The organism is Mesorhizobium sp. BE184, assembly GCF_031457045.1.
Taxonomy (GTDB): domain Bacteria; phylum Pseudomonadota; class Alphaproteobacteria; order Rhizobiales; family Rhizobiaceae; genus Mesorhizobium.
On record NZ_JAVDVU010000003.1, the window covers coordinates 1 to 12,655 of the forward strand.

Annotated in this window: 9 protein-coding genes and 1 pseudogene; 8 read left to right on the forward strand and 2 right to left on the reverse strand. The window is 62.9% G+C overall.

The window, feature by feature from the left end:
• Positions 1–528, reverse strand: a pseudogene (locus J2X35_RS13590) (hypothetical protein); the annotation flags it as partial.
• Between the two features lie 276 nt (positions 529–804).
• On the opposite strand from J2X35_RS13590, the gene glmM reads away from it, so the two are divergent.
• The 6 genes from glmM to J2X35_RS13620 all read left to right on the forward strand — a co-directional run bounded on the left by glmM (position 805) and on the right by J2X35_RS13620 (position 8,420).
• A complete protein-coding gene (gene glmM, locus J2X35_RS13595) occupies positions 805–2,157 on the forward strand; it encodes a phosphoglucosamine mutase (protein WP_056112738.1) in 1,353 nt (450 codons plus the stop codon).
• Between the two features lie 208 nt (positions 2,158–2,365).
• Positions 2,366–3,205, forward strand: coding sequence for a porin family protein (locus J2X35_RS13600; protein ID WP_310186177.1), 840 nt, complete (start codon positions 2,366–2,368; stop codon positions 3,203–3,205).
• Between the two features lie 185 nt (positions 3,206–3,390).
• On the forward strand, positions 3,391–4,077 hold the full coding sequence (locus J2X35_RS13605) for a porin family protein (protein ID WP_310186179.1): 687 nt from the start codon (positions 3,391–3,393) through the stop codon (positions 4,075–4,077).
• A 194-nt stretch (positions 4,078–4,271) separates the two neighbouring features.
• A complete protein-coding gene (locus J2X35_RS13610) occupies positions 4,272–5,447 on the forward strand; it encodes a phosphoserine transaminase (RefSeq protein ID WP_310186181.1) in 1,176 nt (391 codons plus the stop codon).
• A 68-nt stretch (positions 5,448–5,515) separates the two neighbouring features.
• Positions 5,516–7,117, forward strand: coding sequence for a phosphoglycerate dehydrogenase (gene serA, locus J2X35_RS13615; protein WP_056116145.1), 1,602 nt, complete (start codon positions 5,516–5,518; stop codon positions 7,115–7,117).
• 145 nt (positions 7,118–7,262) lie between these two features.
• The gene (locus tag J2X35_RS13620; RefSeq protein WP_310186183.1) at positions 7,263–8,420 is read left to right on the forward strand and encodes a fumarylacetoacetate hydrolase family protein; all 1,158 of its coding nucleotides are present in this window, start codon (positions 7,263–7,265) and stop codon (positions 8,418–8,420) included.
• On the opposite strand, the gene J2X35_RS13625 is transcribed toward J2X35_RS13620, so the two are convergent.
• Positions 8,413–9,336: a DMT family transporter gene (locus J2X35_RS13625; RefSeq protein ID WP_310186186.1), complete on the reverse strand. Its 924-nt coding sequence runs from the start codon at positions 9,334–9,336 to the stop codon at positions 8,413–8,415. The two genes, J2X35_RS13620 and J2X35_RS13625, sit on opposite strands and share 8 nt — an antisense overlap.
• Positions 9,337–9,586: 250 nt before the next feature.
• Between J2X35_RS13625 and J2X35_RS13630 the strand changes: the two genes are divergently transcribed.
• Together J2X35_RS13630 and J2X35_RS13635 are read left to right on the forward strand one after the other, a co-directional pair.
• The gene (locus tag J2X35_RS13630) at positions 9,587–10,885 is read left to right on the forward strand and encodes an adenylosuccinate synthase (protein WP_056112724.1); all 1,299 of its coding nucleotides are present in this window, start codon (positions 9,587–9,589) and stop codon (positions 10,883–10,885) included.
• A gap of 77 nt (positions 10,886–10,962) precedes the next feature.
• Positions 10,963–12,621, forward strand: a complete 1,659-nt coding sequence (locus tag J2X35_RS13635) for a hypothetical protein (RefSeq protein ID WP_310186189.1) — start codon at positions 10,963–10,965, stop codon at positions 12,619–12,621.
• Positions 12,622–12,655 lie beyond the last annotated feature (34 nt).

Genomic DNA, 12,655 nt, shown 5'->3' on the forward strand with positions numbered 1-12,655 from the left:
GCCGAGCGAGCCGGCGTCCTTGGCCGCCTGATACTTGGCGCTGCACTCGGCCATGCTCAGGCCCTTTGCGTCGTCGTCGTTGGCGGCTGCCTTGGTTGTCTTCTTGGCGGGCTTCGTCTCCGCGGCCGTGGTTGCGCCGGCGGCGCATTCGGTCTTGCGGAAGTCGTTCCATTTGGTGTCGCCGAGCGAGCCGGCGTCCTTGGCCGCCTGATACTTGGCGCTGCACTCGGCCATGCTCAGGCCCTTTGCGTCGTCGTCGTTCGCGGCTGCCTTGGTGGTCTTCTTAGCAGCCTTTGTCTCAGCGGCCTTGGTCGCCTTCTTGGCCGGTTTCGCGGTCTCGGCGCTGGCGTCCGTGCCGCATTCGGCGGCGCGGAACTGATTCCACGTCTTGCCGTCGAGCGAGCCGGCGTCCTTGGCGGCGTTATATTTGGTGCTGCATTCGGCCATGGTCAGTGCGCTGGCCGGCGAAGCCAGAAACAGCGCCACCACGGCAAGTGCGGATAGTTTCAAAAATCGGTCGATGAGCATGGCTGTTCTCCGTTATGCCGTCCTCAATGAACTGCTACGAGCAATAACGCTCAACGGCCGGTTGCGCCAGATGCTATTGCCAGCCCTCCGGGAAGCATTCATATGGAGGTTGCTCATCAAGCGTCATGAATTGTTGCCGAATCATGGTGGATTCCGCTAAAAACGAACCGTTTACGAAGACTTGGTAACATACGATCATACAATGTGATCGTTATGCTCGGGGGGATTGTGGCATGAGAGCCGCGATCGGGGACAACCGACAGGGACAAACACTGCATGACCGGACGTTATTTCGGCACCGACGGAATTCGCGGGCGGGCCAATAAATTTCCCATGACGGCGGAAGTGGCCATGCGCGTCGGCATGGCGGCGGGTCTTTCTTTCCAGCGCGGCAGCCATCGCCACCGCGTCGTGCTCGGCAAGGATACGCGGCTGTCAGGCTACATGATCGAGAACGCGCTGGTGGCCGGTCTGTGCGCCGCCGGCATGGACGTCTTCCTGCTTGGCCCCATTCCGACGCCAGCCGTGGCCATGCTGGTCCGGTCGCTGCGCGCCGACATCGGCGTCATGATCTCGGCCTCGCACAACCCTTACCACGACAATGGCATCAAGCTGTTCGGCCCGGACGGTTACAAGCTGTCCGACCAGATCGAGGCGCGTATCGAGGCTATGCTCGATGACGACATCGAAATGGCGCTTGCCGATTCCGACGGACTCGGCCGGGCCAAGCGGGTGGACGGCGTGCATGACCGCTATATCGAGTTCGCCAAGCGCACGCTGCCGCGCTCAATGTCGCTGTCGGGCCTGCGTATCGTCGTCGACTGCGCCAATGGCGCGGCCTACAAGGTGGCGCCCGCAGCGCTTTGGGAACTGGGCGCCGACGTGGTTGCCATCAATGTCGATCCCAACGGCATCAACATCAACAAGGAATGCGGCTCGACCGATCCGGCCGAACTGCAGCGGAAAGTCCACGAAGTGCGCGCCGACATCGGCATTGCGCTGGATGGTGACGCCGACCGTGTCGTCATCGTCGACGAGCAGGGTGAACTGGTCGACGGCGACCAGATCATGGCGCTCATCGCGGAGTCCTGGCATCAGAACGGCAGGCTGGCAGGCGGCGGCGTGGTTTCCACCATCATGTCGAACCTCGGTCTCGAACGCTTCCTGGGCGGACTGAAGCTGCAACTCCACCGCACCAAGGTCGGTGACCGCTATGTCGTCGAGCACATGCGCGAACATGGGCTCAATGTCGGCGGCGAGCAGTCTGGCCACATTGTGCTGTCGGATTTCTCTACCACCGGCGACGGACTGGTGTCGGCGCTGCAGGTGCTCGCCTGCATCAAGCGCGCCAACAAGCCCGTCAGCGAAGTGGCGAAGAAGTTCGAGCCGGTGCCGCAATTGCTCAAGAATGTCCATATCTCCGGCGGCAAGCCGCTGGAGGACGCGCCTGTCAAGGCGGCCATCGAGGATGCACGCATCCGCCTTGGCAAGGGCGGCCGTCTGGTCATCAGGCCTTCGGGGACCGAGCCGCTGATCCGGGTGATGGCGGAAGGCGACGACCAGAAGCTGGTCGAAACCGTGGTGGACGATCTGGTCGAGGTCATCTCGCACGCCCGCAGCGCCGCCTGATCCCTCATTCCTGTCTTGAAAAAGGCCCGCTTCGGCGGGCTTTTTAGTATGTGCCCGACAATTGCAAACCGGCTCGATCATTCAACTCCTAAACATTCTTGGTTAAAGAGCAGGGTTAAAGGCCTTTTAACCTTTGCAATTCATTATCCACGCCTGAGGCCAATCAATCGGCGCGTCATCGGCTCCGATACTCCCAGGGGTGACCAGAATGTTCAATTTCGCAAGGAAAGCGGCGCTCGCGGCGGCGGCGGTTTGCCTGGCCGTGCCGGTAATGGCCGCAGACTACAACCCGCCGGTGGAAGAGCTGCCGGAGCCGGTTGCGGCTGCGCCGGTCTATGAAGAGGCTGACTATGGCGGCTGGTATCTACGCGGCGATGTCGACTATCACTGGTCGAAGTTCCGTGGCGCTGATTACGTCGTCTATGGGCCGCCGCCGGGAACCAATTCTTTCAACTTCGGCAAGCTCAAGGGCGCCATGTCGCTCGGCGCCGGTGTCGGCTATCAGGTCAACAACCACTTCCGCGTCGATGTGACCGGCGACTGGTTCTCCAAGTCGAAATTCCGTGGCCAGACGACCGGCATTTGCGGCGGCGGCATCGTCTGCCAGTCAGTCGATACCACGTCCTATTCGGCGCTGCTCCTGCTGGCCAATGCCTATGCCGACCTCGGCACCTGGCACGGCGTGACGCCTTATGTCGGCGCCGGTATCGGCGGCGCCTACCTGAAATGGGACACGCTGCACAACAGCAATAATGACGGCGATTTCTACCATCGCGGCGGCAAGGGCTGGCGCTTCGCCTATGCGGTGATGGCTGGCGCCTCCTACTGCCTCACCGACCGCACCAAGCTCGATCTGGGCTATCGTTTCAGCCATATCAATGGCGGCGAGATGTTCGGCTACGCCAATGGCGGCGGACCTGGCTACGACAAGGGCATCAACGTCCACGAGGTTCGCGGCGGCCTGCGCTACCAGTTCGGCAGATCGGATTGCGCGCAGCCCGAGCCGGTGGCCTACGAGCCTCCGCCGGAGCCCATCTATACCAAGTAATCTCTTCAGGATTTCGATCCGTAAAACGCCCGGCCAAGCGCCGGGTGTTTTCATTTGCGGCATCAGGCTGCGGTTAACTAAATCGCTAAGCCTCTGTTAGCCTTAACCGCCACTTAACCACTATGGTTAACAATGCTCCCAGACGAACAGCCGGTCGCAGTATGGCGACATGGGGAGTGGGTGACATGAATTTGAAATCGCGTGCCGCGCTGGCGCTCGCAGCGCTAGCCTTCTCGCCACTGCCGCAGGCTCTCGCGGCGGATTACGATCCGTCCGTCTATGTCGAGGAAACGCCGGAATACACGCCCGTCGAAGTTGGCTCGGGCTGGTATCTGCGTGGCGACATTGGCTACAACGTCAACAAGTCGCCTTATGACGTCTCGTTCAATGGCACCGACTCGGAGGGGTCGCGGATCAATGGCGGCCTCGGCGTAGGCTATCATTTCACGGACTATTTCCGTGGCGATATCAACCTCGGGTTCCTGTCGCACGACAAATACAACTGGACGAACGGCATCGACGCGATCCGGGCTGAAAGCAATATCTGGAGCGGCATGGCCAATGGCTATTTCGATCTTGGTACGATCGCGGGCTTCACACCCTATATCGGCGCTGGTGTAGGTATGCTCCATTCGAGCCGGAAGGTCGACGATACCTTCCTCGGCATCTCCGAGCGCGATACGCAATATGCCTTCGCGTACTCGCTGGGCGCCGGCCTTGCCTACAAGGTGGCGCAGAACACTTCCGTCGATCTGGGCTACCAGTACGTATCGGCTCCGGGCCTCGAATATTTCGACATCCCAACGGGGAGCATGGAGAAGGGCCTCGATTACCACCAGGTCAGGGTCGGCCTGCGCTACGATCTCTGGTAAGACGCGGTTCCGTTTCGCCAATCGACGGCGGGCTTCGGCCCGCCTTTTTCGTTTCCGGCTATACTGGCGCGGCTCGCCTCTGTTCTGTCAGCGACGGAAACTTTGTTCTTGACGCCGGCCGCCTGAAAGAATATCGCCGTCCGTGGGCCACCCCTCCCCAACGAGGGGCTTACTATCTGGAAGGATAGACCACGATGACGACACTCCCCAAGCCCGGGCTCCGCCCGGCAAATCCCAATTTTTCATCAGGTCCCTGCGCAAAACGTCCCGGCTGGTCGGTCGAGGCGCTGAAGGATGCCGCGCTGGGGCGCTCGCATCGCGCCAAGATCGGCAAGACCAAGCTCGAACAAGCCATCGCCCTGACCCGCGAAGTGCTGGAAGTGCCGGCGGATTACCGCATCGGCATCGTCCCGGCCTCCGACACCGGCGCGGTCGAGATGGCGCTGTGGTCGCTGTTGGGCGAACGCGGCGTCGACATGGTCGCCTGGGAGTCCTTCGGCTCCGGCTGGGTCACCGATGTGCTCAAGCAATTGAAGCTCGCCGATGCGCGCAAGATCGAGGCCGGCTATGGCAAGCTGCCCGATCTGTCGCAGATCGATTTCGACCGTGACGTCGTCTTCACCTGGAACGGCACCACCTCCGGCGTGCGGGTGCCGAACGCCGATTTCATCCCGGCCGATCGCAAGGGCTTGACCATCTGCGATGCGACCTCGGCGGCCTTTGCGCAGAAGCTCGATTTCGCCAAGCTCGACGTCGTCACCTTCTCCTGGCAGAAGGCGCTTGGCGGCGAGGGCGCACATGGCGTGCTGATCCTCAGCCCGCGCGCCGTCGAACGGCTGGAGACCTACAAGCCAGCCTGGCCGCTGCCGAAAATCTTCCGTCTGACCTCCGGCGGCAAGCTGATCGAAGGCATCTTCAAGGGCGAGACCATCAACACGCCGTCGATGCTGTGCGTCGAGGACTATCTCGACGCGCTCAACTGGGCGAAGTCGCTCGGCGGATTGAAGGCGTTGGTCGCCCGCGCCGACGCCAATTTCGCGGTGCTGGACGGCTTCGTGCAGAAATCGTCGTGGCTCGGTCATCTGGCCGTCGAGCCGGCGACCCGCTCCAACACCTCGGTGTGCCTGTCGATCGTCGATCCGGACGTAACCGCGCTCGACGCGGACGGCCAGGCGGCCTTCGCCAAGGGTCTGGTTACGGCGCTCGACAGGGAGGGCGTGGCCTATGACATCGGCGCCTATCGCGACGCGCCTCCTGGCCTGCGCATCTGGTGCGGCGCGACGGTCGAGACATCCGACCTCGAAGCGCTCCGCGCATGGCTCGAATGGGCTTTCGCCGGCCAGAAGGCCGCGCTCAAGGCCGCGGCCTGATCTTTCCGGGGCGGCGTCGCCGACGCCGTCCGTTCCCTTCCACATCATTCTTCTTCAAGGAGGCCATGATGGCGCCCCGCGTTCTCGTATCAGACAAACTTTCGCCCACCGCCGTGCAGATATTCAAGGATCGCGGCGTCGACGTCGACTACCTGCCAGACCTCGGCAAGGACAAGGAAAAGCTCGCCGAAGTGATCGGCAAATATGACGGGCTGGCGATCCGCTCGGCCACCAAGGCCACCGAAAAACTGATCGCCGCCGCGACCAACCTCAAGGTGATCGGCCGCGCCGGCATCGGCGTCGACAATGTCGACATTCCCGCCGCCTCGCGGCGCGGCATCATCGTCATGAACACGCCCTTCGGCAATTCCATCACCACTGCCGAACACGCGGTCGCGATGATCTTCGCGCTTGCCCGCCAGATCCCCGAGGCCAACGCCTCCACCCATGCCGGCAAGTGGGAGAAGAACCGCTTCATGGGCGTCGAGATCACCGGCAAGACGCTCGGCGTCATCGGTTGCGGCAATATCGGCTCGATCGTCGCGACGCGCGGCGTCGGCCTGAAGATGCATGTGATCGCCTTCGATCCGTTCCTGTCCGAGCAGCGGGCCTCGGAGCTGGGTGTCGAGAAGGTCGAGCTGGACGAGCTTTTCACCCGCTCGGACTTCATCACGCTGCACACGCCGCTGACCGACAAGACGCGCAACATCATCGACGCCACGGCCATCGCGAAGATGAAGAATGGCGTGCGCATCATCAACTGCGCGCGTGGCGGCCTGGTCGTCGAAGCCGACCTGATCGCGGCGCTGAAGAGCGGCAAGGTCGCGGGCGCGGGTATCGACGTGTTCGAGGTGGAGCCGGCGGAACGCAACGAACTGTTCGGCATGGAGAATGTGGTGGCGACGCCGCATCTGGGCGCGTCAACCACGGAAGCGCAGGAGAACGTCGCTTTGCAGGTGGCCGAGCAGATGGCCGACTATCTGGTCAAGGGCGCGGTCACCAACGCCATCAACATGCCTTCGATCACCGCAGAGGAAGCGCCTCGTCTCAAGCCTTTCGTCAAGCTGGCGGAAGTGCTGGGCGCGTTCGTGGGCCAGGCGACGGAAGAGCCGATCCAGGAAGTCGAAATCCTGTTCGACGGCGCGACGGCGCAGATGAATACGCGCGCGCTGATCTCAGCCGCGCTCGCCGGGCTGATCCGGCCGCAGGTCGCCGACGTCAACATGGTTTCGGCGCCGATCATGGTGAAGGAGCGCGGCATCATCGTCGCCGAGGTCAAGCGTGACAAGTCCGGCGTCTTCGACGGCTATATCAAGCTGACGGTGAAGACAGCACAAAAGACACGCTCTATCGCCGGCACGTGCTTCTCCGACGGCAAGCCGCGTTTCATCCAGATCAAGGGCATCAACCTCGACGCCGAGGTGGGGGAGCACATGCTCTACACCACCAACGCAGATACGCCCGGCATGATCGGCCTGCTCGGCACCATATGCGGCAAGAACGGCGTCAACATCGCCAATTTCCAGCTCGGCCGCGACAGGCAGGGTGGCGATGCGATCGCGCTCCTCTATCTCGATGCGCCGTTCCCCGAAAAGGTGCTTGCGGAGCTTCGCGCAAACGAGTCCATCAAATCGGCGCGGCCGTTGCATTTCGACGTCGGCGGGATCTAGCCGCTGCTTGCATCAGTGTTGAAAAGGCGCGCGGTCCTGGGCGCGCCTTTTTTATGACCGGGCCAATGAAAAGGTCGTATCTGTCACAACAAGCCATACTGCCGGACTGGCAGTTTACAGCCATGCGGCGGAGGAACCTGGACCGATGAGCCAAGAGATGACAATTCCCGCCGAAGGCACTTTCCTTGGCCGTGCTTTTGCCGAAGGCTGGCCGCATCCGGCCGTCGTCACCATTCGTGACGGCATGGTGATAGACATTACGTCTCCTGTCGCGCCTACCAGCCGGGACATCTGCGAACTGGACGAGCCGGCAACCTATGTCGTCAGAACCGAAGGAAAGTCGCTCGGTGCGCTCGCCGATATCCTCGCCAACAGCATGGCGGCGCGGCGCGACACATCAAAACCCTATCTGCTTTCGCCGGTCGATCTGCAGGCGGTCAAAGCTTCGGGCGTCACCTTCGTCGTGTCGCTACTCGAACGCGTCATCGAGGAGCAGGCGCGGGGCTCCGCGGAAAAGGCCGATCTTATCCGTGCCGATATTGCCGGTCTTATCGGCCATGATCTCTCCAAGCTGAAGCCGGGATCGGCCGAGGCAGCAAGGGTGAAGGCGAAGCTGATCGAACGCGGTGTGTGGTCGCAATATCTGGAAGTCGGTATCGGCCCCGATGCCGAAATCTTTACCAAATGCCAGCCGATGGCGTCGGTCGGGCACGGCGCTGACGTCGGGCTGCATCCGATATCGACATGGAACAATCCCGAACCGGAAGTGGCGGTCGTCTCTTCGAGCCGGGGGAGGATCGTCGGCGCGACGCTCGGCAACGATGTCAATCTGCGCGACGTCGAGGGGCGCTCGGCACTGCTGCTCGGCAAGGCCAAGGACAACAACGCATCGGCATCGCTCGGCCCCTTCATACGCCTGTTCGACGAGACGTTTTCGCTCGATGACGTCAAGACGGCGCAGGTCGGCCTGAAGGTCGAGGGCGGTGACGGCTTCGTGCTGGAGGGAGCAAGCTCCATGACCGAGATCAGCCGTTCGCCGGAAGACCTCGTCGCCGCGGCGATCGGCGAGCATCACCAGTATCCGGATGGATTGGCCCTTTACCTTGGCACCATGTTCGCGCCGGCGAAGGACCGGGGCGAGGCCGGCAAGGGCTTCACCCACAAGAATGGCGACATCGTCACCATATCGTCGGAGAAGCTTGGCGCGCTGGTCAACCGGGTGCGGTTGTCGACGGAATGCCCGCCCTGGCGTTACGGCGCCAGCCACCTGATGCGGGACCTGGCGAAGGCCGGGCTCATCTGATCTGGGTCTTGTTGGCCTGTATCGCCGCCGCATGACGGCGGCCGCCATGCTCGGCCAGCCAGATGCCACCGAAGACAAGCGCCAGCGCCACGGCGTGGTAACCGTGGAAAGTCTCGCCGAGCAGCAAGATTGAAAACAGCGTGCCGAAGATCGGCACGAGGTTTATGAACAGGCCGGCACGGTTGGCGCCGATCAGCTCATTGCCGCGGATATAGGCGGCCTGCGAAATCACCGAGGCGCCAAGTGCGGTGTACAGGACGATCGCCCAGCCGGTCGTATCCGGGAACACCGCCTTGCCGGCGGCCGTTTCCCAGGCGAGGAACGGAATCGACGTGACCAGCGCCGCGGCGCACAGCACCAGCATCAGCGTCTGCCATTGGATAGGCGGCTTGAGGCGCAGCGCGATCGAATAGCCGCTGTAAAGGACGATGGCGATCAGCATGATGGCGTCGCCGAAATTCAAGTCGAGCTTCAGCAGTTGGCGTGGATCGCCATGGCTGGCGGTCAGCACGACGCCGCCAACGGTCAAAACGACACCGACAAGTTGCATCCAGCCGGCACGCAGGCGGAAGAAGAGGAAATTGCCGACGATGATGAGGATCGGCATGCCGGCCTGCTCGATGGAGACGTTGATCGCAGTGGTGTAATTCAGCGCTACGTAGAAGATGGCGTTGAACAGGGTGAAGCCGCCGGCGCCGAGAAGGGTGAGCAGGACGATATGCCGGCGCACCAGCGGCCAGTCCTGGATAAAAGTGCGCCAGCCCAAGGGCAGCATGATGGCTGTCGCCACCACCCAGCGCAGGAACACCAGCGTCATCGGCGAAATATGTCCCGCCGCCCACTTGCCGGCGATGGCGTTGCCGCCCCACAGGACAGTGGTCAAAAGCAGCAGGGCATAGGCGGAGCGATGGTTCATGACGGCTTCCTGTGACAGACCATGCCGACCTATGACCGCTGCTGTGCCAAGTAAATGATGCGAAAGGCGAAAATTGTTGTGCCTCGAAGGCGTCAACTGGCCAAACAATGGTCGCGCAGAGTGGTTGTTGACGTTATAGAGGCCTGTCGTTTTGTAACCGTATTGGATACAGCCTATCCGATACGGTTGCAGCGCGTTGGCCGTTCGACGGGCGGCCGGACGCGGGTTTTCAGGATCGAAGGGAAGAAACATGGCCAATGTGGTTGTCGTCGGCTCGCAGTGGGGCGACGAGGGCAAGGGCAAGATCGTGGACTGGCTATCCGAGCGCGCCGACGTGGTGGTGCGGTTTCAGGGCGGCCACAATGCCGGGCATACGCTCGTCGTCGACGGCAAGGTCTACAAACTGTCGCTTCTGCCTTCGGGCGTGGTGCGTGAGGGCAAGCTCTCCATCATCGGCAATGGCGTCGTCTTCGATCCGCACGCCTTTGTCGCCGAGATGGAAAAGCTCAGGGGCCAGGGCATCGAGGTGACGCCGGAGCGCCTGAAAATAGCCGAAAACACAGCGCTTATTCTTTCGGTACACCGGGAATTGGACGGATTCCGCGAGGACGCCGCTTCGAATTCCGGCACCAAGATCGGTACGACGCGCCGCGGCATCGGGCCTGCTTACGAAGACAAGGTCGGGCGCCGCGCGGTGAGGGTAATGGACCTGGCGGATTTGGAAACGCTGCCGCTGAAAGTGGACAGGCTGCTGACGCACCACAACGCGCTCAGGCGGGGCCTCGGCCATGCCGAGGTTTCGCATGATGCGATCATGCAGGAATTAACGTCGGTCGCCGATGCGATCCTGCCTTACATGGATCGCGTGTGGAAGGTGCTCGACGACCGCCGCCGCGCCGGCGAACGCATCCTGTTCGAAGGCGCGCAGGGCACGCTGCTCGACATCGATCACGGCACCTATCCGTTCGTGACCTCCTCCAACACGGTGGCCGGACAAGCGGCGGCGGGCGCAGGCGTCGGTCCGGGTGCATTGAGCTATGTGCTCGGCATAACCAAGGCCTATACGACGCGCGTCGGCGAAGGCCCGTTCCCGACCGAACAGCAGAACGAGATCGGCGAATTCCTTGGCACGCGCGGACACGAGTTCGGCGTCGTCACCGGGCGCAAGCGTCGCTGCGGCTGGTTCGATGCGGTGCTGGTGCGCCAGGCCGTCGCCGTCAACGGCATCAAGGGCATCGCCCTGACCAAGCTCGACGTGCTGGACGGGATGGATGAGATCAAGGTCTGCACCGGCTACCTGCTCGACGGCGAGCCGATCGACTATCTGCCGGCCAGCCAGGGCGCGCAGGCGCGGGTGCAGCCTATCTACGAAACGCTGGAAGGCTGGAAGGGAACGACAGCCGGGGCGCGGAGCTGGAACGACCTGCCTGCGCAGGCCGTTAAGTATGTACGGTATATCGAGGAACTCATCGGCGCGCCGGTGGCGCTGCTTTCCACCAGTCCGGAGCGCGACGACACGATACTTGTGACCGATCCGTTTCAAGACTAATCATGGCGCTTCTTCGGGCATTTGCGGCTGATTTGGCGGGGCCAGCGCGGAAGCGAGAATTACAGGTCGACTGAAGCATGGCAGATTTCGTTGCGGTTCTGAGAAAGACGCTCGACGGTCTCGGCGAGACAACGCCGGAGGTGCGCGCCAAGGTATACGACAAGGCCCGTTCGACAATCGCGGGTAAGCTTGCCGCTCTTGACCCGCCGCCGGCTCCGGCCGTCGCTGATCGTCAGCGCCGCGCGCTTGAAGACGCCATCTCGACCATCGAGCGCGACTACACCCGCAAGGCGCCGGAACTCGATCCGCTGGCGGAACTGGAAAACATCTTCTCCTCGATAGACCGCAACAGAAACCAGACGAACCACGTGCGGCCTGCTGCCAAGGTCGAACCGGCGTGGCAGCGTCCGCAGCCAGAGGCGAGACCGCCCGAACAGGTGCAGAAGCCGGCCGTTCCGCCGCAGATGCCGCCCATGCCGCCTTTGGCGGGTAGCACCTATAATCGCGCGTCCCCTCCGCCCGCGCCAATTGCACCTGCGAAGTCCGCAGCATCGGCAGGTCCGGCCGTTGAGAGAAAGCCCGTGGCCGAGGACAGGCCACCGTTGTTCATCCCGGACGAGGATGCCGATACGTTCGACCAACTGGACAGCTATGAACGCAAGCGCGGCTATGGCGGGCTGATCGCGGCGGCGATCGCGCTGCTGGTGGTGGCAGGCGCCGGTTACGGCATCTGGCTCAACCAGGATGCCTTCAAGTCGATGCTGGGTATCGGACAGAGTGAGGTCGCCTCGAATAAGCCGATCGAAGCGACACCGGCTACTCCTGCGCCGCAGAAGCCTGGCGCGCCGACTCAGCCCCCGGCCCCTGCCAGCGATGCGGCGAGCGGCGAAGCACCCAAATTCACGCAGCGCCTGCAGCCGGACGGCAAGGAAACGGATCCCGGTCCGGCCGGCGGCGAAAGCGGCGTCGGCGAAGGAACCTCGGTCGTCGCGCTGACGACGCCGCCGCCGGCTATCGCGCCAGGCGCACCGGCGGCCAGCACTCCCGGGCCGGCCGCCCCCGCCTCCGAAAGCGGGACGGCGCCGGCCGCGGGCACGCCTCCGACCAATCCGGCGACCCCGCCTGCTGCCCCGGCCAACCCTTCCGCGGAGCAGGCTTTGGCGGTTGGCCAGAAAGCGATCTTCTACGAAGAGCGGACCAGCGTTGCCCAAGGGTCGGCCGAGCCCGGCAATATCGTCTGGTCTATCGTGCAGGAATCACCCGGCGGCGACGCGCCGCCTGAACCGGCGATCCGCGCCGAGGCGACAATTCCCGGCAAGGATATCCAGCTGCGCATGACGATCCGTCGCAATGCCGACCAGACTTTGCCGGCCAGCCACATCATCGAGATGATTTTCCTGACGCCCGACGGCATTGAGGGCGGCGGCATCGACAATGTCCTGCGCGTGGCGATGAAGGCGTCGGAACAGGAAGCCGGCAGCCCGCTGATCGGCATTCCGGCCAAGATCGCCGACGGCTTCTTCCTGGTGGCGCTCAACGACACCAAGGCCGAGGAAGACACCAATCTCGCTCTGCTGCGCAACCAGGACTGGATTGACATACCGGTGGTCTACAAGTCCGGCCGGCGAGCCCTGCTGACCGTGGAAAAGGGGATTCCCGGTGACAAGGTGTTCGATGAGGCGATGCAGGCATGGCAGGCCAAGGCCGCCACAGCTGCGCCAGCCAGCGGCGGCTGACGGATCGTCGCCGCGCAGACCTTAGCCCCTTTTA